The organism is Tateyamaria sp. LSS28, assembly GCF_059611725.1.
This window is the reverse complement of sequence record NZ_JCAPFI010000001.1, coordinates 161768-184567: the sequence shown is the minus strand read 5'-3', so window position 1 is coordinate 184567 and position 22800 is coordinate 161768. Positions and strand designations below refer to the sequence as shown.

At 59.5% G+C, this 22800-nt stretch carries 26 protein-coding genes and 1 other RNA gene; 11 read left to right on the top strand and 16 right to left on the bottom strand.

What is annotated here, in order from left to right:
• From AC53L6_RS01025 to AC53L6_RS01010, 4 genes are all read right to left on the bottom strand, one after another.
• Positions 1-594, bottom strand: coding sequence for a TetR/AcrR family transcriptional regulator (locus AC53L6_RS01025; RefSeq protein ID WP_496906487.1), 594 nt, complete (start codon positions 592-594; stop codon positions 1-3).
• Positions 595-622: 28 nt separating this feature from the next.
• On the bottom strand, positions 623-1732 hold the full coding sequence (locus AC53L6_RS01020) for an alkene reductase (protein ID WP_496906486.1): 1110 nt from the start codon (positions 1730-1732) through the stop codon (positions 623-625).
• A gap of 358 nt (positions 1733-2090) precedes the next feature.
• Positions 2091-2297: a 30S ribosomal protein S21 gene (rpsU, locus tag AC53L6_RS01015; protein ID WP_005614280.1), complete on the bottom strand. Its 207-nt coding sequence runs from the start codon at positions 2295-2297 to the stop codon at positions 2091-2093.
• 99 nt (positions 2298-2396) lie between these two features.
• Positions 2397-3590, bottom strand: a complete 1194-nt coding sequence (locus tag AC53L6_RS01010; RefSeq protein WP_496906485.1) for a CAP domain-containing protein — start codon at positions 3588-3590, stop codon at positions 2397-2399.
• Positions 3591-3898: 308 nt separating this feature from the next.
• Here AC53L6_RS01010 and AC53L6_RS01005 point away from each other — a divergent pair, with 308 nt between their 5' ends.
• The gene (locus AC53L6_RS01005) at positions 3899-4594 is read left to right on the top strand and encodes a COQ9 family protein (protein ID WP_496906484.1); all 696 of its coding nucleotides are present in this window, start codon (positions 3899-3901) and stop codon (positions 4592-4594) included.
• Between the two features lie 29 nt (positions 4595-4623).
• On the opposite strand, the gene AC53L6_RS01000 is transcribed toward AC53L6_RS01005, so the two are convergent.
• Entirely contained in the window at positions 4624-4926 is a 303-nt protein-coding gene (locus AC53L6_RS01000; protein ID WP_496906483.1) for a hypothetical protein, read from the bottom strand.
• A 57-nt stretch (positions 4927-4983) separates the two neighbouring features.
• Between AC53L6_RS01000 and AC53L6_RS00995 the strand changes: the two genes are divergently transcribed.
• From AC53L6_RS00995 to AC53L6_RS00985, 3 genes are all read left to right on the top strand, one after another.
• Complete coding sequence (locus tag AC53L6_RS00995; protein ID WP_496906482.1) at positions 4984-5973, top strand: NAD(P)H-quinone oxidoreductase; 990 nt, start codon at positions 4984-4986, stop codon at positions 5971-5973.
• A gap of 350 nt (positions 5974-6323) precedes the next feature.
• Complete coding sequence (locus AC53L6_RS00990; RefSeq protein WP_496906481.1) at positions 6324-6872, top strand: TetR/AcrR family transcriptional regulator; 549 nt, start codon at positions 6324-6326, stop codon at positions 6870-6872.
• Entirely contained in the window at positions 6869-7738 is an 870-nt protein-coding gene (locus AC53L6_RS00985) for a sterol desaturase family protein (RefSeq protein WP_496906480.1), read from the top strand. Before AC53L6_RS00990 ends, AC53L6_RS00985 begins: the two co-directional genes overlap by 4 nt.
• On the opposite strand, the gene AC53L6_RS00980 is transcribed toward AC53L6_RS00985, so the two are convergent.
• Entirely contained in the window at positions 7718-8344 is a 627-nt protein-coding gene (locus tag AC53L6_RS00980; protein WP_496906479.1) for a ribonuclease T2 family protein, read from the bottom strand. The two genes, AC53L6_RS00985 and AC53L6_RS00980, sit on opposite strands and share 21 nt — an antisense overlap.
• A 126-nt stretch (positions 8345-8470) precedes the next feature.
• Here AC53L6_RS00980 and AC53L6_RS00975 point away from each other — a divergent pair, with 126 nt between their 5' ends.
• On the top strand, positions 8471-9223 hold the full coding sequence (locus AC53L6_RS00975; RefSeq protein WP_496906478.1) for a DUF1013 domain-containing protein: 753 nt from the start codon (positions 8471-8473) through the stop codon (positions 9221-9223).
• A 20-nt stretch (positions 9224-9243) separates the two neighbouring features.
• Here the strand turns inward: AC53L6_RS00975 and AC53L6_RS00970 are convergent, their stop codons facing one another.
• Positions 9244-10140: a LysR substrate-binding domain-containing protein gene (locus AC53L6_RS00970; protein WP_496906477.1), complete on the bottom strand. Its 897-nt coding sequence runs from the start codon at positions 10138-10140 to the stop codon at positions 9244-9246.
• Positions 10141-10281: 141 nt separating this feature from the next.
• Between AC53L6_RS00970 and AC53L6_RS00965 the strand changes: the two genes are divergently transcribed.
• Together AC53L6_RS00965 and ltaE are read left to right on the top strand one after the other, a co-directional pair.
• Complete coding sequence (locus AC53L6_RS00965; RefSeq protein WP_496906476.1) at positions 10282-10965, top strand: isochorismatase family protein; 684 nt, start codon at positions 10282-10284, stop codon at positions 10963-10965.
• Between the two features lie 77 nt (positions 10966-11042).
• Positions 11043-12083, top strand: a complete 1041-nt coding sequence (gene ltaE, locus AC53L6_RS00960) for a low-specificity L-threonine aldolase (protein WP_496906475.1) — start codon at positions 11043-11045, stop codon at positions 12081-12083.
• Here ltaE and AC53L6_RS00955 read toward each other — a convergent pair.
• Together AC53L6_RS00955 and recR are read right to left on the bottom strand one after the other, a co-directional pair.
• Complete coding sequence (locus AC53L6_RS00955) at positions 12071-12964, bottom strand: DMT family transporter (RefSeq protein ID WP_496906474.1); 894 nt, start codon at positions 12962-12964, stop codon at positions 12071-12073. The genes ltaE and AC53L6_RS00955 overlap by 13 nt on opposite strands.
• Before the next feature lie 282 nt (positions 12965-13246).
• Positions 13247-13840 (bottom strand): recombination mediator RecR, encoded by a 594-nt coding sequence (recR, locus tag AC53L6_RS00950; RefSeq protein ID WP_299208575.1) that lies wholly within the window; start codon positions 13838-13840, stop codon positions 13247-13249.
• 142 nt (positions 13841-13982) lie between these two features.
• Between recR and AC53L6_RS00945 the strand changes: the two genes are divergently transcribed.
• Complete coding sequence (locus AC53L6_RS00945; RefSeq protein WP_496906473.1) at positions 13983-14564, top strand: hypothetical protein; 582 nt, start codon at positions 13983-13985, stop codon at positions 14562-14564.
• Here AC53L6_RS00945 and AC53L6_RS00940 read toward each other — a convergent pair.
• The 5 genes from AC53L6_RS00940 to AC53L6_RS00920 form a co-directional block, all read right to left on the bottom strand.
• Positions 14561-14905, bottom strand: a complete 345-nt coding sequence (locus AC53L6_RS00940; RefSeq protein WP_189368109.1) for a YbaB/EbfC family nucleoid-associated protein — start codon at positions 14903-14905, stop codon at positions 14561-14563. The two genes, AC53L6_RS00945 and AC53L6_RS00940, sit on opposite strands and share 4 nt — an antisense overlap.
• Entirely contained in the window at positions 14906-15256 is a 351-nt protein-coding gene (locus AC53L6_RS00935; protein ID WP_496906472.1) for a hypothetical protein, read from the bottom strand.
• 47 nt (positions 15257-15303) lie between these two features.
• Positions 15304-15720 (bottom strand): hypothetical protein, encoded by a 417-nt coding sequence (locus AC53L6_RS00930; RefSeq protein ID WP_496906471.1) that lies wholly within the window; start codon positions 15718-15720, stop codon positions 15304-15306.
• The gene (locus AC53L6_RS00925) at positions 15720-17471 is read right to left on the bottom strand and encodes a DNA polymerase III subunit gamma/tau (RefSeq protein ID WP_496906470.1); all 1752 of its coding nucleotides are present in this window, start codon (positions 17469-17471) and stop codon (positions 15720-15722) included. Before AC53L6_RS00925 ends, AC53L6_RS00930 begins: the two co-directional genes overlap by 1 nt.
• A gap of 145 nt (positions 17472-17616) precedes the next feature.
• The gene (locus AC53L6_RS00920) at positions 17617-18165 is read right to left on the bottom strand and encodes a TetR/AcrR family transcriptional regulator (RefSeq protein WP_299208564.1); all 549 of its coding nucleotides are present in this window, start codon (positions 18163-18165) and stop codon (positions 17617-17619) included.
• A gap of 84 nt (positions 18166-18249) precedes the next feature.
• Here AC53L6_RS00920 and AC53L6_RS00915 point away from each other — a divergent pair, with 84 nt between their 5' ends.
• Positions 18250-19113 carry an alpha/beta hydrolase family protein gene (locus AC53L6_RS00915; RefSeq protein ID WP_496906469.1) on the top strand — a complete coding sequence of 288 codons (864 nt, stop codon included), beginning with the start codon at positions 18250-18252 and terminating at the stop codon, positions 19111-19113.
• 71 nt (positions 19114-19184) lie between these two features.
• Here AC53L6_RS00915 and ffs read toward each other — a convergent pair.
• Together ffs and AC53L6_RS00905 are read right to left on the bottom strand one after the other, a co-directional pair.
• Positions 19185-19282: signal recognition particle sRNA small type (ffs, locus tag AC53L6_RS00910), an RNA gene on the bottom strand.
• A gap of 50 nt (positions 19283-19332) precedes the next feature.
• A complete protein-coding gene (locus tag AC53L6_RS00905) occupies positions 19333-21150 on the bottom strand; it encodes a 5'-nucleotidase C-terminal domain-containing protein (protein WP_496906468.1) in 1818 nt (605 codons plus the stop codon).
• 150 nt (positions 21151-21300) lie between these two features.
• On the opposite strand from AC53L6_RS00905, the gene nudC reads away from it, so the two are divergent.
• Together nudC and AC53L6_RS00895 are read left to right on the top strand one after the other, a co-directional pair.
• The gene (gene nudC / locus AC53L6_RS00900) at positions 21301-22272 is read left to right on the top strand and encodes an NAD(+) diphosphatase (RefSeq protein WP_496906467.1); all 972 of its coding nucleotides are present in this window, start codon (positions 21301-21303) and stop codon (positions 22270-22272) included.
• Between the two features lie 36 nt (positions 22273-22308).
• Positions 22309-22776, top strand: a complete 468-nt coding sequence (locus AC53L6_RS00895) for an SRPBCC family protein (protein WP_496906466.1) — start codon at positions 22309-22311, stop codon at positions 22774-22776.
• Positions 22777-22800: the final 24 nt, after the last annotated feature.

Sequence of the window (22800 nt, the reverse complement as noted above, 5' to 3'; positions counted from 1 at the left end):
TCAGTCCTTCTCATCATTTTGGTCTTGTGATCCCGCGACCGCATCAAGCCATGCCAGCATCTGCGCAACCTCAGTTTCAAGGAACGGCTCGTCAGGATAAGCGTTGGCAAGGGTTGCGGCACCTTGGCTGCGGGCCAGAATGTGCATGGCCAGCGCATCGGCATCTTGTTCCCTGCCCATCTCTTCAAAACGGCGGCGCAGCCAAATGCGGAACAGGTCGAACAGTTCGCGGGCTCCTGATCCGCCGGGGTGATCCAACTTCGCCAACTCAGAGAACAAGGTCCCGACCGGACACCCGAATGACCGGATCTTCATGTTGTTCATCACCAGAATGCCAATGAAGCTTGCAATGCATTGTTTGGGTGTCTGGTTGCTGTCGACCCAACCTTCAAGCATTTCATGACGATCCTTAATGCGGCGCTCAATCACCGCGTCCAGAATTTCGTCCTTGGTCCTGAAATGGTAGTAGAAGTTGCCGCGGGATATGCCGACCAATTCGGCAACACCCGCAAATGAGGTGGCCTCGAACCCGCGTTCATAAAAGAGCCGGTCGGCCGCGGTGACGATCTTCTCGCGTGTGGCGGATGCTGCCATTTTTAGGTCCCTCCCATCGAATCCCGTCTCAGGCCGCCGACATCAAATCGCGATCGGCGAAGGGGTAATCATTGTATCCTGTCTTACCCCCGACATAGAACGTTGCCTTGTCGATGGCGTTCAGTGGAAGGTCTTCGCGATATCGCCGGACAAGATCGGGATTGGCAAGAAAGGGTGCACCGAACGCCACAAGATCAGCGTGGCCGGACTGGATCGCGGCAATGGCGTCTGCCTTGCTGTAGCCGTTATTTGCAATGTAAGTCCCGGGAAAGTGGCTCCGCAGCCTACGATAGTCGACGTCTTTGGCGGAACCTTCAATATGGCCCGTGATCCCCATGCTCGCCTCGGTGACATGAAGGTATGCCAAGCCATGGTCGGCGATTGCGGCAACAATTTTTTCGAAATGCTGCTGCGGCTCAGAATCGCTCATCTCATTAAACGTGTTTTCAGGGGACAGCTTCACACCGACACGGTCAGCCGGAAAGACGGTAGTGACCGCTTCGATCACTTCTTGGAGGAACCGCGTTCTGTTTTCGACGGATCCGCCATAGCCATCCGTGCGCTTGTTGGTCCCATCTCGCAGAAACTGGTCGATCAGATAGCCATTTGCACCATGCACTTCGACGCCATCAAGACCCGCATCCTTCGCATTTTGTGCGGCAAGACGGAATTGATCGACAACATCGGGAATTTCTGACGTCTCAAGCGACCGGGGGGTCTCGAATTCCTGATAACCACTGGCAGTGAAGGCAAATCCATCAGGCTTCATGGCAGATGGGGCGACGGGCAATGCATTGTCCTCCTGATGAGAGGGGTGCGAAATGCGGCCACAATGCTGAAGCTGCGCGAACATGCGGCCGCCCTTTGAGCGGACGGAATTCATAATGCGCAACCAGCCCGACGTTTGCTGTGGGGTGAATATGCCAGGCGTATTCGGATAGCCCACTCCCTGCTGAGAGACTGGCGCAGATTCTGAAATGATCAGTCCTGCCGTGACCCGATCCGCATAATGCTCGACCATCATTTGGCTTGGAACACCGCCGTCGATGGCGCGACTGCGGGACATCGGTGCCATTACCATCCGATTTGGAAGCTGCAAACTTCCCAAGGAGGTCTTTGAAAAGAGGTCTTGTGTCATTCAGTTTGTCCGCCTGTGATATTAGGTCGATTGTCCTAGAATCATGAATAGGACGCTTGACCTATTCTGTCAATCGAATCCTCTTGGGTCGACGGGTTCGCGTGGTGTACGGAAGCAGGTTTTGGTGCTGACGCGTCATTTGGAAGAATGGGATCGGGCATTTGTCCGGCAGATGCAGAAGCGAAGGGCATCGTCGGCTGACAGTCTGTCTGCCGCACGCGTCACCACTCGGACGCTGGAACAGCGTGATCCCTGCGCGCCGGTTCACCCGCCGCCTCATTGGCCATTGCCAAAAAACAAAAAACCCCGCAGCCGGGCGGCTACGGGGTCCTTGAATTCGTCAGCTCACGCTGGTGGCTTAAAGCAGCCCTTCGCGTTGCGCTTTTTTCCGAGCCAACTTACGGGCCCGGCGGATCGCTTCAGCTTTCTCGCGCGCTTTTTTCTCAGACGGTTTCTCGAAATGTTGCTTCAGCTTCATTTCACGGAACACGCCTTCGCGCTGCAGCTTCTTTTTCAGGGCACGAAGCGCCTGATCGACATTGTTGTCGCGAACACTAACCTGCATGTGGTTGTCACCACCTTTCTAGATAAGAGTTGCAAGGATTTGCAGGAGATGTGCGCATAGCAAACCAGATCGGCTTTGTCCATAGCGAGGCGTTGGCGATCAGAACAGGAAATCACTTGCCTGAAGATCGTCTATGTCCACACCCCGAAGGATCATGGTGTTGCCGTCCAGATCATCAATTACAGCGTTGCTGCCTGCCTGCCGAAGATGCCCATCGTTCACCAGGTCATTGTAGGATGTGATCGAAGCAACAGCGCGTAGATCGACCACTTCCGACTGGGCCGCAGTGTTGAAATCTGTGACCACATCACGGCCGGCGGAAAAGACGAATACATCCTCACCGGCACCGCCGGTCACGACGTCATTCCCGGTGCCGCCATCCAGCCTGTCACGGTCTGCGTATCCCAGAATGCGGTCATTGCCAGCACCACCCAAGAGGAGATCGCGCCCGCCGCCGCCGCCCATGACATCGTTGCCCGAACCACCATTAAGAGTGTCATTGCCGCTCTCACCCGTCAGGGTGTCGTTGCCGCCGGTGCCAAAGAGCGCATCAGCGCCGACACCGCCCTTGAGACGGTCATCGCCTACACCGCCGTTCAGCCTGTCGTTGCCAGCGCCCCCGTTCAGGGTGTCATTGTCACCTCCGCCGTTCAAAACGTCGTTGTCAGCGCCGCCAAAAATGTTGTCCCGTCCGGCACCACCCTCAATCGTGTCACTGCCAGCCTGACCTGCAAGGAAGTCGTTTCCATTCTGACCGCGCAACATGTCGTTGCCTGCCCCGCCGTCCAGTCGGTCATTGCCTCCCGTGCCAACCAGCACATCATCATCGTCGACCGGGTCAACGGGCGGTGTCGGAGAGCCTCCGGTATCAAGGTTTACCGGAGCGGACGTGCGTGCGAAATTCTGCGTGACGTAAACGGCGTCATACCCAGGGCCGTCGCCTTCCTCGATTCCGATCCCAATCAGTTCAAAGTTGGGGTTCAGGATGTTGGCACGGTGGCCGGGGCTGTTCATCAACGAGGTGTGCAGATCGACCACGTCATCCGAGATGCCAGGTGCACCCCGTTCGGATTGGAAAGCTATGTTCTCGCCCCAGGTCCAATTGCCGGAAAATGTGAAACCGGCATCGCGCATGCGGTCGCCGGGATCGGATTGGTTGATACCGGTATGACTGAAGTTACCGGTTTGATCCATCCAATCGCTGTGGTCCTCACTTGCGTCGTTCAAACGCCTTTCGAGGGTCAGCGGATCAAGGCCGCGAGATGTGCGTTCCTCGTTGATGAGGTCGAGCATTTGGCGTTCAAAACTGCTTGCAACGGACATCATGTGTTCCTTTCCTGAGTGCGTAGCGGCTCCTGTCTCGTTAGGCAGCAAGGTGTGGGCAAGCGGAGGAGCTTGCGCTGAAAATTTCAGCAATTCGGCGCGGAAATGGCTGTGTTTTGCGGCGGCAATCCGCGTTTCATAACGCCAAAGGGCACTGTTGGCTGACTGTCGCTTCCGTATGGTGCGCTATGCAGCGGGAGGTTGCGCAAAGAGCCGTTGCTGGGATGCGACAGCACAGACACTTGTCTGCTTGCAAGGCCCGCTCTAGGTCTCTTCACATGACAGATTCATCGCAAGACCTGATCGACAGGCTTCTGGGCGCCGCCCTGATGCACGTCCCATTCGACGGTTGGTCCGAAACCACGTTCAAGGCGGCGGCAACGGATGCGAATGTCGATTTGACCATGGCCCGCGCCATATGTCCCCGCGGGGCAGTGGACCTTGCCCTTGCCTATCACGCGCAGGGCGATGAAGCGATGCTGGCCCGCCTCAAGTCAGAGCCATTGCCGGATCGCTTTCGCGACAAGATTGCCGCCGGCGTCAGGTTTCGGATCGAAGCGGTAACGGACAAGGAAGCGGTGCGTCGTGGCACCACCCTGTTTGCCCTGCCCGTCTATGCGGCGGACGGCGCCAAGGCCATTTGGGGCACGGCGGACAAGATCTGGGATGCGCTGGGGGACACTTCAGACGACGTGAACTGGTACACCAAGCGCGCGACGCTTTCAGGTGTCTACTCGTCCACGGTACTGTATTGGCTGGGCGACGACAGCATAGACAATCAAGCCACCTGGGCTTTTCTTGACCGGCGCATAGACGACGTGATGCAGATCGAAAAGGTCAAGGCGCACATGCGTGACAGCAAGATGCTGTCGACCCTCTTTGCCGGGCCGAACTGGCTGTTGGACCAGATCAAGGCGCCGTCGCATAGCTCGAATTCAGACTTGCCCGGAACCTGGTCATCCCCCCGTAACTGACCACGCCAGGATCACGGCAACCTGCACGATCAGGACAAAAAAAGGTTTGTCAGGATGACGGGGCTTGCCACACCCACAACCACTGCGCTTGCCAGCTTGTAGGAAATCTGCACGCCAAAGAGCGCAAAGGTCATGGGCACGGCCCATGGATGGTTCACCACGTTCAAAACAATGAGTGCAGCACTCGTAACCGCGAGGCCGAAATAGACACATGCAAGAATGCGTCGTGCATCCGTATCCGGTCCAAAAGCGCTGTCCATCGTGCCGTTCATCAACCCAGTGATCACCGGGATCAGGATCACCAGGTTCAACCCGAGCGCGGCAACCAGCATGTGGGTTCCTTTCCTTGTCCATGCCGGGATACGGTGGGCAAAACGAAAGGGATCAGAATGGCTCAGGACATGCGCGCTGTCGAAATCACCAAACCCGGCGGACCGGATGTGCTGCAGCCCGTCACCCGTCCCCGTCCCACAGCGGATCACGGCCAGGTCGTAATTGAAGTGGCTTGGGCCGGTGTGAACCGACCGGACGCGCTCCAAAGGGCTGGCCTGTACAACCCGCCGCCGAATGCAAGTGACCTGCCGGGTCTTGAAGCGTCGGGCACAATTGTCGAGGTCGGTCCGGGCGTAAGTGGCTGGGCTGTCGGGGACAAGGTCTGTGCCCTGCTGCCCGGTGGCGGCTACGCCGAGTATGTTGCGACACCCGCCGCCCATTGTCTGCCGGTTCCGGACGGTATGGGACTCAAGGAAGCGGCCTGCCTGCCCGAAACCTATTTCACCGTGTGGTCCAATGTCTTCATCCGCGGAGGCTTGACGGGCGGCGAACGCTTTCTTGTGCATGGGGGGTCATCCGGGATCGGTACAACCGCAATACAGTTGGCCAATCATTTTGGCGCACGTGTGTTTGCCACGGCCGGATCCGAAGAAAAATGCCAGGCATGCCGCGATTTGGGCGCCGAGGTGGCCATCAACTACCGCGAGGACGATTTCAAACAAGTGATGAAGGACGAGGGCGGCGCGCACCTGATCCTGTGCATGGTCGGCGGCCCTTACATTGCCAGGAACCTGTCGGCACTGGCGGATGACGGACGGCTGGTGCAGATCGCATTTCTTCAAGGCCCGAAGGCCGAGGTCAACTTTGCCCAGCTCATGACCCGCAGGCTGACCATGACCGGCAGCACATTGCGACCGCAAAGCGATCTGGCCAAGGCGCGCATCGCGCAGGATTTACGGGAAGCGGTTTGGCCACTGCTGTCGGCGGGTCGGATCAGGCCGGTGATGGATTCCGAGTTCCCGCTGGACGATGCCACGGGTGCACACGCGCGCATGGAAAGCTCGCGTCATATCGGGAAGATTGTTTTGGAAGTCGCAGGCGGCTAGGGCGTGATCCAAAGGCCGCCTGTCGGCGACACTATTGTCCAGGGGGCTCTGCCCCCGTCCTTCGGACTCCCCCGTGGTATTTTCAGTCAGAAGAAACGAAGCGTTAAGGTTAACGTGCTCCTTTCTTGAGGCGGTACAGGCTGTGGAGCCGATGACCGTGTCAGGAGAAGCAGCAGCTTCCCCCGCTCGCCCGCGGTGCTCACACTGGATGAGTGGCGCGGGCGATTTCGTTTCTTCTGACTGAAAATACCACCGCCGGAGGCTCCGACACGCGTCTGCTGCGCCCTAGGCTGAAAATGAATTGATCCGGTCTCCTTGAACATCAAATCGAATCGAGACATATGTGTCTCATGCGAGACAAAGATGTATCAACAATAGATCATATCCTCGAAGCGGCGTTCGAGGTTTTTAGCCAAAACCCAGGCGCATCGCTGGCCGATGTCGCCAAGCAGGCGGGCGTTGGACGCGCAACGCTGCACCGTCATTTCGCGGGGCGCGATGACCTGATGATCGCGCTGACTCTGACCGCGGCCAAGGAACTGGATACCGCAGTGGAGGACGCAACAGCCAATTGCCAAACCTATACCGAAGGGTTGGAAGCCGGGCTGCAGGCCATTCTTCCGCTGGCGGCCCGGCACATGTTCCTGTCAACCGAACCGGCCAGCCAGGATCCGCGTGTGACCGAGGTCTATGCCACGCAAACACGCGATCTCGCCCATGACATCGACATGGCCAAGGCCGAAGGCACCTTCGATCCGCATGTCCCCACCGAATGGATCGTGCAGGCCTACGAAAACCTGATCTACGCTGGCTGGGCCACGGTCGTTGCCGGTGATGCAACTCCGAAACAGGCCGCCGCCCTGGCCTGGCGTACCCTGACAAAAGGAACCTGCCCATGACCCCTGCAAGTCTGGAAACACTTGGCACCCAGATCGATGAAGTGTTCTTTTTCATTGGCATCGCCATCCTGTTGATTGAACTGGCCGAGGTCTTGTTCAAAGGCAGCCACAAGGGGCGCACGATTGCTGAGATGTTGGTAAGTGCCAGCACCCAAATACCGTCGATCGCCGTGCAGGTCTTCATCCTGACGGGTGCCTACATCGTCTACTATATCTTGGCCGAAATCGCGCAGCCCTGGCAGATTCCGCTGACTTGGTGGGGCATCCTGCTGGCCGTGATTGCAGCCGACCTGACCTACTACTGGGAACACCGGATTGCACATGAGGTGCGTGTGCTCTGGACCCAACACGCGGTCCATCATTCCTCGCGCGATTACAACATCATCACTGGCATCCGCTTCGGCCCGCTTGAGGGTGTCTGGAGCCTGATCGCTCACATCCCATTGGTCTTCCTTGGCTTTTCGCCCGAGATGATCTTTTTCGGCATCATCGTGGTGCTGGCCTACCAGACGTGGATTCATACGGAAGTGATCGGCAAGCTGGGATGGTTCGACAAGGTTATGAACAGCCCGGCCAACCACCGCGTCCACCACGGCTGCGACGATAAGTATATCGACAAGAACTACGGCGGCATCACCGTGATCTGGGATCAGCTTTTCGGCACCTACCAGGCCGAGGAGGAAACGCCGCGCTACGGCCTCAAGCGCGACTTTGACAGCCGCAATCCTATCCGCGTCTGGTTTTCGGAGCTTCCCGGTCTTTGGCACGATGTCGTCAACGCCCGCAGCTGGGGCGAGGCATGGCGTTACCTGATGCGGCCCCCGGGCTGGACGCCCGGCACGACCTCAACGGACCGGAGTGAATAGCGCATCGCGCGCCGTGCAATCCCGCACCACGTCCTGACCACAAGGCACGGGGTCAAGATCACGGGACAGGCATATCCGGGCTTCCTGGATATGCCCATCGCGACAGGTGATGGTCACGCCGTCGGCTTCCATGTTCGGATTGGATTGCAGGAACGCCTCTTCCACCACGGATGCGGGCAACTTGACCGTTTCATCAAGTTTGCGGAACACGGGCGGGCGCACCACGCGGCCATACGCCTCGCGCGACAGGGCATAGTAGGCGGATGCCGACAAGCCGGAACACACACCATGTTTCCTCCACTGGTGCCACGCCAAACCGGATGTGCCCATGATGTCCGCCATGTCCCGCGTCATCGCACGGCTGGGCGGACGCTCGGCTGTTTGGCAGTATTCCGGCCAGCCGCGATGGTATTGCGGCCACAGACCATGCATAATCCACCCGTGATCATGCCGCGCATCGCATTGGTCGGATCCGCGCGCGTCCCCTTCGTAGGCGCACCAGTTCGGCGACCAACTCAGCGACAGGACGTAATAGTCAAACTCGCCTGATCGATCCTGCGCCCAGGCCCCCGCTGCCATAGCCAGCCAAATCAAAACAACACGCATCAGGCTTCCCTTTTCCCGTTGATCCGACTATATCGCCTCCAAGTTCCCCCACAACGGAAACCCGCCTTGGACCCCAAGGCCGCCTCTTTCAGGCGACGGGAAAGATATGCATAGGAGCATGTGACAATGGCAAAACCGATCATGGCCAAGGCCACCGCCGTCTGGCTGGTGGACAACACGACGATCAGCTTCAAGCAGATCGCGGACTTTGTCGAAATGCACGAACTGGAAGTGCAGGGCATCGCGGACGGTGATGTGGCGACGGGTGTCAAAGGCTTTGATCCCATTGCCAACAACCAGTTGACGCAGGAAGAAATCGACGCCGCCGAACAGAATCCGCTGCACAAGCTGAAGCTCAAATTCAACGCTGCCGCCGTAGGCGAGGAAAAGCGCCGCGGCCCGCGCTATACCCCCCTGTCCAAACGGCAGGACCGCCCGGCGGCGATCTATTGGCTGGTGAAATTCCACCCTGAACTGACCGACGGACAGATCTCGAAGCTCGTGGGCACCACCAAACCGACGATCCAGTCGATTCGCGAACGGACCCACTGGAACATCTCGAACATCCAGCCAGTAGACCCGGTGGCTCTTGGCCTGACCAAGCAGTCCGAACTGGATGCCGCCGTTCAGAAAGCCGCCTCCAAGAAAGCGGCAGAAGGCAGCGTGATGTCCGATGACGAGCGCCGCAAACTGGTCAGCACCGAACAGTCGCTCGGCATGGAAGCCGAACCCAAGATCCCGACGGCCATCGAAGGTCTCGAAACGTTCTCGCTGGCCGATGACGATGATGACGACAGCGAAGACGAAAGCACGCTGGTCGATGCCGACAGCTTCTTCAACCTGCCCAAAGGCGACGGCGAAGAAGACGAACAGCCCTAATCTAGTGCTCCAATTGATGGTCAGGGCAGCAACTGCCCTGGCATGACGTCCGACATGTGATCGATGAACGCCCGCACCGCCGGGCGCATCAACCGGCGCGATGTGAACGCCAGATGCACAGGCGCACGGCGCGTGTGCCACCCGGGCAGTACGTGGCGCAGCGCCCCATCCGCAACGGCTGGGGCGGCCACGATGTCGGGCAACACCACCACCAGATCCGACCGAACCGCCGTTTCCAGCAACAGCCAAGGGTTCATTGCGATCATGCGCGGCTGGACGGAAACCTCATGCACATGCCCCTCAGGGGATGTGATGTGCAGGCTTGGGGTTGCGGACATGCCGGGATGCATCAGCCCGATCGGGCAAGCCGCCAGATCATCCAGGTTTGCGCAGGCGGCAGCTTTCGATCCACAGAACAGGCTGGCAAAGACTGTGCCTAATGGCTTGGCGATGATCTCGTCACTTTCAGGCGGCCCGACACGTACAACGGCATCAAAACGCTCTTCGATCAGGTCGACATGGCGGTCCAACAGATCCACCTCCAACGCGCAATCGGGATAGGCCGCCAGAAACCCCGCCGCGGCCGGGGCCAACAATGCCTGACCAAAGATCGTCGGCGTGCTGATGCTGACCGTCCCGCTTGGGACTGCGCGCAACCCATCTATGGTCAGCTCTGCCGTCTCCGCCGCAGCCACCATGCGCTGGGCCTCGTGCGCCGCGACCTCACCTGCTTCGGTAATGCACACCTTGCGCGACGTGCGCTCGAACAACCGCAAACCGGCGCGCTCCTCCATCTTGGCGATCCGGCGGCTGACGGTTGTTGTCGGCACCTTCAACACCCGCGCGGTGCCAGCAAAACTGCCGCACTGACGCAGCTCGACCAGAATACGCGCATCTACCAGATCGCTGATGATCATCCCATTTCCGCCATTGCTGCATTCCAAATTTGTTCAATTGTTTCAATACGATCCCGGGCCATGTCATGGCGCGGCGGGGCCAGAGCGTTGGTGACACGGACCCGCCGGTCAATTCAAGACAGAACCCAGGAGAGACCCAAAATGGCACTACCCGCTTCCGACCTGACCCCCGACAACTGCGTGTTCCTGATGATCGACCACCAGGTCGGGCTGATGCAGTTCCTCCCGTCAATCGACCCGCTGCAACTCAAGAACAACATCCTTGGCCACGCCCGCACGGCCAAGGCGTTCAACATCCCCGTGATCATGGGCACCAGCTGGCCCGATGGCCCCAACGGACCAACCATGCCGGAGCTGAAAACGCTTTTCCCGGACGTGAACGTGATCGACCGGCCCTTCGTGAACTTCTGGAAGGATGACACCTCGCGGGCTGCGGTCGAGGCCACGGGGCGGCGCAAGCTGGTCATCTCCGGTCTCGCAACCGAGGTATGTGCTGCTTTCCCTGCCATCTCGGCCCTGCGCGACGGCTATGAAACCTATGTCGTGCTGGACGCCTGCGCCGACTTCAACCCGATGATCCAGCAGGTAACGGCACAGCGGCTGGCAGCAGCCGGGGTGATCGTCACAACATGGGTCGCCGTTCTGGCAGAGCTTGCCTCGAACACCGAGGTCAACGGCCAGCATATCGGGCGGCTGTTGGGGGACCATATGGGCCAATACTACGCTGCGATGAACAACTTCCTCGGGACTGCGGCGCATGCGGATGCCGTGCGCGAAGGTGTCGGCCTGACAGGCAATCCACCAATCCCGGCCATCCTCGACTGACCGTTCCCATCTTGCGTTCTCAGCGGGCGCGCCTACGATTGGCGTGCCCGTTCTCGTTTTTCGCAAAGGCGCATCCCATGAACCAATACGCTCAGGTCGAGGGCGACAGCCCCGCCAACATCATCTGCGATCTGCGCAGCGACACAGTCACGCGGCCGGATGCTGCGATGCGCAAAGCGATGGCCGACGCGGATGTGGGCGATGATGTCTTTGGCGATGATCCCACCGTCAACCGGCTCGAAGCGACCCTGGCCGAGCGTCTGGGCAAAGAGGCGGGCCTGTTCCTGACCTCAGGTACACAAAGCAACTTCGTGGGCATGCTGGCCCATTGCGCACGGGGCGAAGAGATCATCACCGGTCGACCCTACCACATCTACAAATACGAGGCGAAAGGTGCCTCCGTCCTCGGAGGTATCGGGTTCGAAGCGCTCGACGTGGCCGAGGATGGCGCATTGAACCCTGCCGACATCGCCGCCGCGGTGAAAGAGGATGACCCCCATATGCCGATCACCCGGCTTCTGGGGCTTGAAAACACCCATAATGGCATGGCGATCCCGCTCACCCGACTGGGTGACGCGGTGCAGGCAGGCCGCGACGCGGGGTTGGCCGTACATCTGGATGGCGCGCGCTATTTCAATGCCGTGGCCGCGCTCAATTGCCCCGAAACCGCGCTGGCCGACATGTTCGACAGCGTCTCGATCTGTCTGTCCAAGGGGCTGGGCGCCCCCGTCGGCTCTGTCCTCGTCGGCCCTCAGGACCTGATCGACCGCGCCCGCCGCTATCGCAAGATGCTGGGCGGCGGCACACGACAGGCCGGCATCCTTGCCGCCGCTGGCCTTCATGCGCTGGACCACAACACGACCCGCCTGACCGAAGACCATTCCCGCGCCACATCACTCGCCGACGCCCTGCGACAGTACGGAAGCGTACAGCAAGCCACCAACATGATCTTTTTCACGCCGCCCGGCGGGGTCACTGCGGACTTGCCGCATCACATGGCCGCTCACGGCGTTCAATTGACCGGGGCCACCGGCACAACACGGCTCGTACTGCACAAGGATGTCACCGATGACGGGTTGCAAGCCGCGATCACCGGGTTCCGCAGCTATTTCGATTGATCCCGAACAGCCCGTGACCCGGCAAAGGTCACAACCAGTGCTGCAAAGGTGATGGCAAACACACCCAGCAAGCCGGTGACACCGGGAAAGACCGAAAACAGGATCAGGTCAAAGCCCAAGGCCCAGATCAATCCGGTGAAATCGAACGGGGCCAGCGCACTGACCGGCGCGCGGGCCACCGCTTCGTTTGCCACGATGTGACCGACACCGCCGATTACGCCTGCCAGCACCAGCCAACCCAGCACCGCCGCGTTCAGCGCCACCCAGCCAAGGGGCAGGGTGGCCAGACCGATGACCGCCGACACCACGGCAAAGTAAAACGCAATGGTCGACGAGCTTTCGGTCAGCGTCATCGTCTTCGTATGCACCCGGACAAAGGCCATGGTCACGGCGTAGGCCAGCCCGGCGGCAACGCCGATCAACGCTCCATCACCCGGTCGCTCGAACGCATCCCACAACAGCAACAGGACCCCGCCAAAGCCTAGGGCGATGGCAATGAAAATGGCGTTCGAAAGCCGTTCCTTCAGCATCAGGGCGGCCAGCGGCAGAACCAGCACGGGCGCGAGGTAGGCCAGCGCCTGCGCATTCGCGACCGGCAGATAGGCCAGCGATAGAAAGGACATCGCCATGGAAAGTGCCCCGAACACGCTGCGCGTGACATGCAGGCCCGGACGGTCCGTGCGCAGACCGTGGGGAAAGTCACCCAGCCACATCATGTACAGGCAGATCGGCACCAGCGCGACGGCTGACCGCCAGAACATGATTTGCCCGATGGGCACGGTTTCAGCTGCGCCATGCACGGCCGCTGACATCGCGGTCATCAGAAAGGCAGCCAGCAGGCGCAGGCCCACGCCCTGCAGAAAGTCTTTGCGCGATGTCATATGTGCTGTGTGTCAGAACGGGGTGGGGCGGGCAATCGGTTCCCGCGGCACTGCACAAAACTTAATCAAGTGTTATCAAGCCCTTGGAAACGTTAAGATGTCATGATCCTGAACGGGGTGTTAACGCTATGCCATGTTGCAAAAGGTGCAGTTTGCGCGGCAAAATGTGCAGTTTCTGAAAATGGGCGGAATTTGCTTGGGATATCGCGTCTGGAAATATGCAGTTTCCGGTCCAAAATGCGCAGTTCGCCAAAATCGGCCCACCGAACGGTGGCTTAAGACCTACAGCGCTTTCCGCGCATTCAGCGCTGCCGTGATCGTCCCGTCGTCCAGATAATCCAGCTCGCCCCCAATCGGCACCCCTTGGGCCAGCGACGTCAGCTTGACCTGACCTTCAAGCTGATCGGCGATGTAATGGGCGGTCGTCTGACCGTCGATCGTGGCGTTCAGGGCCAGAATGACCTCGGTGATATTCTCGGTCTGCACCCGGTCGATTAGCCGTGGAATCCGCAGCTCGTCGGGGCCAATAGCATCCAGCGCAGACAGCGTTCCGCCCAGCACATGATAGCGTCCCTTGAACACACCCGCCCGCTCCATCGCCCACAGATCGGACACATCCTCGACCACGCAAAGTTCTGAATTTGCACGTTTTTCTGACGCGCATATATCGCAGATGTCGCTTGTGCCGACGTTCCCGCAATTCAGGCATTCTCGCGCCGTGGCAGCGACGGTCTGCATCAGGTCAGCCAAGGGGGTCAGCAACAGCGCCTGCTTGCGGATCAGGTGCAGAACAGCCCGCCGGGCAGAGCGGGGGCCAAGACCGGGCAGCTTCGCCATCATCTCGATCAGGTTGTCTATGTCACGGGTGCTGCTCATTTCCTTGATCCTATTGCGCTTTTGGCAGAACAAAAAGGGTCTATTGCGGTTCACCAGTTCGAAATGAAATGAAGTTAGCCTGTGCTAAATCAGCAATGAAAACAGGCAAATGCAACGCTCTCTTTCCCGATCAACGCTTGCAGTGACTGCACTTCTGCTGTGGCACAGTACGGCACTGGCGTGCGCCTATCCGGTCCCCTTGCGGGTTGCCAATGGGACGCTGCTGTCTGTCCTTGACGGCGGCGGAAACGTGTCTGTTCACCAACGGGACCGTTTGGCGCGGGCCATGGCGCAGATGTCACCAGAGGTGGTGAAGCGAACCCTGTCACAGGACGCACGGCGTCGAGATGCCCGCGCGGCACATGCCGTAATCGACACCGCACTTGCCTTGGCAAGCGGTCGGGGGGTGACCGTAGATGAAGGTTTGCGTGACCATGTTGTGCGCCTTGATCAGGCGGTTGACGCGTCGTGCTCAGGCAGTGATAGCGCAGTCAGCGGCAGCGAGGACGCAGACGGCGCGGAACATGGTGTGACGCGGCCAACAGATCGGGGCGAACGCTCCCTCACATTTCGCGAGGGGGTCAAACGGCTAAGCCTGACATTCACCATTTACATGGTGTTTTTGGCGTTCTTGTTCGGACTGCGTAGACATTTGCGCCAGCGCTCGACCGAGGCAACCTCAGCATCAGAACCGCTGCAAGCGCATGATGCCAAAGCGTCCTAGAACGGCAATTTCATCCCCGGTGGCAGGCCCAGACCTTCGGTCAGTTTGCCCATCTCTTCCTGCGCGCGCTCTTGCGCCTTGGCTTGCGCGTCCTTGATGGCGGCAAGGATCAGGTCCTCGACCACTTCCTTGTCGTCGCCGTTGAAGATCGATGGATCGATGTCGAGCGCGGTCAATTCGCCCTTGGCCGTGGCTGTAGCCTTGACCAGACCTGCGCCGCTTTCGCCAGTGACCATGACGTTGTGCAACTCGTCCTGCATCTCGGCCATCTTGGTCTGCATTTCCTGGGCCTTCTTCATCATCCCGGCCATATCGCCAAGCCCGCCAAGTCCCTTGAACATCTAACTCTCCGATCCATCTGTGCCGCTTTTCCGCGGCTTCGTATATAAAACAATCCCGACACATATCGCAGCGACGGCCACGATGAACAAGGTGGGTGGACCAATGCAGCCTTCAACCATCGCCAGTCCCCGGACACCCGTTGGGTCCGCCATGGTGACGACAGTGATGAACACGGTCCACAGGATCACCGCGGCCAAGCCTGCCCACTGGTGGCGAAGTCGCAGCGCAATGAGCGACAGCAACAACAAGGCAACGCCGGCTGGCGATAGAAAAAGGCTGATCGCTTCGCCGACCGCGCCCACGGGCGCACCGTCCCAACCGGGGCGCGCCTTGTCACAGACTTCAGCCATGGCTGCTCGGGGCAAAATGCTGAGGTGCAAAAGGAAGTATGCCGATTTCATTTTGCCATCCTCAAAACAGTGCGACCCATGCGGAACAAGCCAAACAAAGCAACTGCTGCGAGCACGGCCCACCAAAGTTCTTGATTACCTATGCAGCCCTCACGCTTCGCCTGCCATCGCGCGTCATCCAGAAATAGCGGATCGACAAACAGCAAGGCATATCCAGAGATGATGAGCACGCCGAGAAGCACAAGTTTCAGTTTCTTCTGCAAAACGAGAGCAATCGAAAGACCTACTAGGATTGCTGTGAATGGTTTTGAAAGCTGACCAAAGACCTCTTCGAACATATTGACATGGGTTCCGTCCCAATAGGGGCGCACCTTGTCGCAGACATCTGCCCACAGGACGTTCGGAAAAATAGTTGCAGCGATTCCAAGCCCGTAACCCTGTCCCCGCGGGGACAGGAGGTGCATCAGTCCTCTTCGAAGGGATCCCATTCATCGTCCACTTCTGGCAGCGCTTCGATATGGGCCTCTTGCGCAATCTCTTCGGGTGTGCGGATTGCGGTGATCCTGGCCTTGGGAAACTGCTCCATGACCGCCTGCACCAGCGGGTGTGCTTCAGCTTTGGACTTCAGCTCCAGATCGGCGGCATCGCGCACCTCGGCAATTGTCTTGCCACCGCCGTCACTGACAATCGACACGCCCCAACGGTTGCCGGTCCACAGCTGCAGTCGGGCACCTAGACGCTGCGCCAGATCCCGCGGCGCGTCCTCGGTTGGTTGAAATTCGATCCGCCCGGGCTGATAGGCCGCCAAACGAAGCGTCGTTTCGACTTCGACCAGCAATTTCACATCCCGGTTCGACCGGATCAGTTCAATCACATGTTCAAAGGTAGGATAGCGGGCCAGCGCTTCGGCCGGGTCCTGCGCCAGAGCGGTTGCCTGCCCATGGGCCGATGGGTTCGTAGCCATCCGTGTCTGGGCCTGCTGCACTGCCTGCGCGCCCGATGGCGTTCCTGCGCCTGTGGCGCCACCATTCCCAACGGGCGCGGCAGGCGGTCGGCTGTCCTGCAGCTTTTTCACCAGATCACCGGGGCTGGGCAGGTCCGCCACATGGGTCAGCCTGATAATCGCCATCTCGGCAGCCATCATCGCGTTGGGCGCACTTGCCACTTCGTCCAACGCCTTGAGCAGCATCTGCCAAAGGCGCGTCAGCACGCGCATCGGCAGCGTTTCCGCCATCTGCAGGCCCCGGCTGCGTTCGTCGGGCGAAATGGTCGGGTCGTCAGCAGCCTCAGGCGTGATCTTCACGACCGAGGTCCAGTGCGTGATCTCGGCCAGATCGCGCAGCACCGCCATGGGGTCGGCTCCGTCGGCATATTGCGCCCCCAACTCGGTCAAGGCCCCGGCCGCATCGCCCTTAAGGATCATGTCGAACAGGTCCAGCACGCGACCCCGGTCAGCAAGGCCAAGCATGGCGCGCACCTGATCGGCCGTTGTCTCACCGGCACCGTGGGAAATCGCCTGATCCAAAAGCGAGGTCGCATCCCGCGCCGACCCTTCCGCCGCCCGCGTGATCAACGCCAGCGCGTCATCTGCAATCTCGGCCCCTTCGGCGCCGGCGATCTTGCGCAGCAAGGCAATCATCACCTCCGGTTCGATCCGACGCAGGTCAAACCGCTGGCACCGCGACAGAACGGTGACCGGGACCTTGCGGATCTCGGTGGTGGCAAAGATGAACTTCACATGGGCGGGCGGCTCTTCCAGTGTCTTCAGCAGCGCGTTGAACGCACTGTTCGACAGCATGTGCACCTCGTCGACGATGTAGATTTTGTAGCGCGCGGATGCGGCCCGGTAGTAGACGGAATCGATGATCTCGCGAATGTCATTCACGGATGTGTTCGAGGCAGCGTCCATCTCAAGCACATCGACATGACGCCCTTCCATGATCGCCACGCAATGTTCGCACTGCCCACAGGGTTCTGTTGTCGGTCCACCCTCGCCGTCGGGGCCGATACAGTTCATCCCCTTGGCAATGATCCGGGCCGTGGTCGTCTTACCCGTCCCACGAATCCCAGTCATCACAAAGGCTTGCGCGATCCTGTCCGCCTCAAACGCGTTTTTTAGCGTGCGCACCATGGCATCTTGACCGACAAGGTCGGCAAAGGTTTCGGGCCGGTATTTACGGGCCAGCACCTGATATTTCTGGGTCTCTTCTGACATGGGCCTTCGCGCGGATTCGGAGTGACCTGTGGACACTACGGGGCAGGGCGGGCGGCGTCCACCATTGCTGTCAGATCAGGCGCGGGATCGCTGCGCTTGCATATCGATTCAAGTGACTTGGAAAATGCCGGTGCCATCGGCGTTGTTACAGCCGATCCGTCATCTTCCGGATAACGTCGGAACTGCGCCGTGCCCGTGCCAGTGCCCAACCACCTTGTATCAGCATGAACAGATGTTCCGATTTGGCCTGCGCCTCCTCTGGACTCAGGCCCAGCCGCGCGGCGTGGTCCTGAACCTCGGCGATCCAGCCTTCGTAGATGTGGCTGGCATGGTCCCGGAAATCTTCGTTGTCTGGGCCTTCGAACAGAGTGGCCGCGATGGGGCAGGTGTCCCAGCCCGTAATGTCGAATAGTTTGGCCAGCTTGAAACACAGTGTCTTTGCGCCGTCATTGAAGCTTTCGGCGCCGTCAAAGCTCGCCGCGATGAGGCGTAGCATTTCGTCCGACGCCGACGTGGCCGCAGCCATGGCAAGGTCGGATTTTCCATTGGGGAAATGGTGATACAGGGACCCCTTGGGCGCCTTGGCATCGGCCAGTAAATCGGCCAGCCCCACGCCGTGGTAGCCACGTGTGCGGAACAATGTGGCGGCTGACAGGATCAGGCGATCCTTGGTTGGAAGTGGTCGGTCGTTCATTCTTTGATCTTGACAGCATTAGACCGATTGGTCCAGCGTTGCAATTAGACCAAATGGTCTAGCGCTGCTACAAGGAGATGCTCCATGTTCGATACGGCTCCAACTCAACGTGCGGTGACCGAACGGTCACTGGCTTTCAAGACGCAGGACGGCGCAGAATTGGTCGGGCGGATGTATCGACCAAAGCAACGTCCCTTCGCCGCGGTGGTGCTAAACAGTGCTACGGGTGTGCCGCAGACTTTCTACACCCATTTCGCGCGCTGGTTGGCTGCGGAACGGGGGATGGCTGTGCTGACCTATGACCACTGCGGCCTTGGGCGCTCCTATGCGGGGCCGATGCGCCGGGTGCAGGCTGACATGACGGACTGGGGTATCCGCGATCAGGTCGCCGCCCGCCGTGCGATGCGCCGCGAAGCCCCGGAGACCAAGCTGTGGGTCATTGGGCATTCCCTTGGGGCGATGTTGTTGCCGAACCAGCCGGAAATGGACGATGTCGCACGCGTCATCGGTGTGGCATCTGGTATGGTGCATCACAACGATCACCCGTGGCCCTACCGCGCGCTGGCGCTGAATTTTTGGTTTGCCATGGGCCCGTTGGCAACGCTGATCTGTGGCTACATGCCCGGCAAATCACTTCGCTTTGGCGAAGACTTGCCATCTGGCGTGTTCTGGCAATGGCGCAAATGGTGCACATCGCGCTCGTTCTACGATGCGGATATTGGTCCAAGCCTGCCGGCCCCGAATTGGCAAAGCAGTGCGAGAGTGCGGTTGCACGCATTCACTGACGACGATCTGATCCCACCGCCGCAGGTGGCAAGGCTGGCAAAGGTCTATGGGACTGAACCGGTCGTCATCGATCCACGGGACCATGGGGTTAAAAGCGTCGGACATCTCGGCGCATTCTCGCGCCGGAACAAAGCGATCTGGCCAGTGTTGCTTGAGGATTAGTCCGCTGTTGGCGAACGCCCTCCCGCGCCTTTCAGATGCGCTGCCGGGCCGACGCGCACCACGCTGCGCTTTGGTGAGAGATTGACAACGACCCAAGCGGGGCTCGTTACGGCTGCTTCCTTCCGGATCTGACCGGGTTGGCGAGGCGCCTGCCCGCGCCAACCTCTCAAGAGGTCATATAAAGCGGGCACCCATCCGGCGCAAGAGGTGCACAATTAGTCATATCGAGACTTGGACCTGAAGAAACCCGCTTTCGTCCAAACCCAAGGGTCGCGGATCAAAGTCCGAGATATAGGACAGATAGTCCTCTGCCACCGGTGATGTCTGGATGATGCGGCGAACGCCTTGGTTAGGCGTGAATCTCCAAGGGTCCGAGCCAGGTACAATGGCCGACTGTATGTCCCCGGCCATTGCAGCCCGCAGTGCTTGCCGCACTTCCACATTCGTCTGCACAATCTCTGTCTGCGGACCGATGCCAGGGTAATTACCTCCACCGGCACCACGATAACTGGTCATGGCGACCACGAAGCGATCTTGCCGGTGCACCGATTGGCCTCCATACGCCAATTGTCTCACGCGAGATGCGTCTGGCAGCACGCGATGACCATTGGTTTCGAACGTTGCGGGTGCGCGCAAATCCACCTCCACCTCCGTTCCATGCAACACATCAAAGTTGAAAGCCGGAGTGTCAGGGTTCACCAAAGCAGCGCCTTCGCCATCGACCGGATTGAAAAAGGCGAGGCTGCGCTCAATCCAGTCCTGCAGGTCTGCGCCGGTTAGGACAGCAGCCCAAACCGTATTGGGATAAGGGCACAACATGGCTACGTGACGTTCGCACAATTGGCCTGATGGAATGTTGACATAGTTGTCCGGGCCTGCCCTGCCACCCAGTGCGGCCGGTGCAACACTTGCCAGAACGGGCAAGTTGGCGAGGTCCGTGCCAGCGACAGCTTTGGCAATCGTGCCTGATAACGCTCGCGCGACCAACGCTTCTGTCGGGGACGGGCGCAGCATCGAAAACCAAGTGTGCAAGTGTTCGGGTGTCGTCCCGATTGGCTTGTCCAGATGCATCCGCGCGGCTTCAACCAAAGGGCTGGTGATATTCACCAATGTCTGATCCTGGGGATCACCGATGCGGACACCAGAACGCCGCACTGCATGCCCGTCGACCTGCCATCCGTTACGCCCATGCACCAGCGTCAGATCAATCACGCCCAGTTCTGTACCTCCGTGTCCCGGCATCACCCCTGGCACACCAAACACTGTGCCGTTGACGGCATCCACCCCGTCGAGCCCTGAGTGGTCTGGTCCAGGAAATCGCAGATGGGTGTGTCCCAGGATCATTGCATCGACCCCGGGCACATCTGCAGCAATCGCCGCCCCAAAATTCTCGCCAGTCGAATCGACGCCGTCGTTCAGTCCGCTGTGACACAAGAAGACAACAACGTCCGCACCTGCGTCGCGCAAGGCTGAGACTGCTTTGCCAGCGGCTTCGACGCCGCCTTCGAATTGCACTGCATCGTCCAGGCAACGCCGGTTCCACACGGCGGTTTGCGGCGGCAGGACCGATGTTAGCCCGACACGCAGCAGGCGACCCTCACCGTCTGAACAGAGGACATTGCGTTCAACGATGGCGAAGGGGGCAGCACATGTGACAGCATTGGTTGTCTCATTGGCGCACAGCACAGGACAATGGGCCTGACCCATCACTTGGTTCAGGAACGGCAGCCCAAAATCAAAATCATGGTTGCCGAGGCCGACAGCGTCATAGTTCAGAGCGTTTAGAATGGCTGGCCAAGGATGGTTTTCTGGCGCATCCACGCAAATATCGCCCAGTGGAGTACCCTGCAGTGCGTCCCCGTTATCGACTAGAATAAAACCGCCGGCAGCCGTCCTGCGCGCGTCTTGGATCAGGTTCGCCAATCGATCCATACCCTTGGTTTGCGTGTGGGTGTTGCGCAGTGCATCCCATCCGGTGAGGTGCATATGGACGTCGGATGTGGCGGCGATGCGTAAACAAGCGGTCGGCAAGGTCATATTGCAACTTGCACCCTACGGTTGAGTTCAAGGCAAGCAAAAAAGAACATCTGGTTCGGAAACATCCGCGTTGGACCATACGCCGTCCCATTGCGTCACCGTCCGGCGCATGCCAAGCAAGGCGCAAATGAAGAAAATGCGAGGGCAGGCATGAAACATGCTGAGACCGTGACATTCGGGGGGTCCCACCTCGACCGGGCGGCAGAGATGCGGGGCGATGCCGAGGCTATCGCCGGGGCGCTGGCTGACCCAACGGCGCGCGCGGTTCTGATTTGGCGTGGCAAACCGTTGATCCAACGTACCCGACCGGCATCTGTGGTGCGCCTTGCGATGGATCACCCCGCTTGTGAAGTCGCAGACATGAAAACTGCCGTGTTTCTTGGGAGCGAAGATGGCGCGCCGCGCTTTGCCTTGGACGTGTCCAGCTGGGCACCAGATGATCTGGACTTGTCCACGTTAGGCGGGTTTCTGGACCCGACAGAGCAACACCACCCTGCCTGTGCCGAAGATGAGGTTTTTGCTGAATTGCGGCGCACCATGACATGGCTGTCGCCGCGCGACGCCGAACTCGCGGCGACAGCCAAAGCCGTCTTTGGGTGGCACGAAACCCACGGGTTCTGCGCCAAGTGTGGCGCGGCGTCGGAGATGACCCAAGCAGGCTGGCAACGCACCTGTCCCTCTTGTGGCGCACATCATTTCCCGCGCACGGATCCGGTGGTTATCATGCTGATCACCCATGGGAACTCGGTCCTGATGGGCCGGTCGCCCGGATGGCCGGAGGGTATGTATTCGTTGCTGGCCGGGTTCGTAGAACCGGGCGAAACCCTCGAAGCGGCAGTGCGACGCGAAGTATTTGAAGAAGCGGGCATCCGTGTGGGCCCGGTTGAATATCTTTCGAGCCAGCCATGGCCGTTTCCGGCTTCGTTGATGTTCGGCTGTCAAGGCGAAGCGTTAACCCGCGACATCACGATCGATCCGAACGAGATCGAAGACGCCATATGGGTCACGCGCGAAGAGATGCTTGCGATCTTCGCAGGCGAACACAAAACCGTCCTGCCCGCACGCAAAGGGGCAATTGCACACTTTTTACTTGAGAACTGGCTTGCGGACACCCTTGATTGAGGGGAGACTGAATCCGGGAAATAACAGGCATATGAAATGAAGCTCTCGGCCCGGGAAGACGTGGCTGCGCATATCGACAAGGTGTTCGCAGCCCTCAACGATTTTGACGGTTTCGAACGTCAGGCGATGCGCCGCGGTGCCGAGGTTCAGCGCGTGGACCCTCTGACACAGGCCGGTGTCGGCATGCGCTGGAAAGTGTATTTCAAGATGCGTGGTCGTCGGCGTGAAATGGACCTTGAGCTTACGCGTTACGACGCGCCGAATGAGATGGTGTTCGATATCACATCTGCAGGGATCAGCGGCACCTTTTCAGTCGAATTGCTGGCCCTGTCACGCACCCGGACGCGCATGGCGCTGGCACTGGACATTGTGCCCCTGACGCTGTCCACGCGGCTGTTCATACAGTCGTTGAAACTGGCCAAGACGTCACTGACGAAGCGCTTCAAGCTGCGGGTTGCAGACTACGCCAAAGGGCTCGAAGAGCGTCTGGAACGCACTGCTTGATCTTGTCGTTGTGCGGCTCTGTTT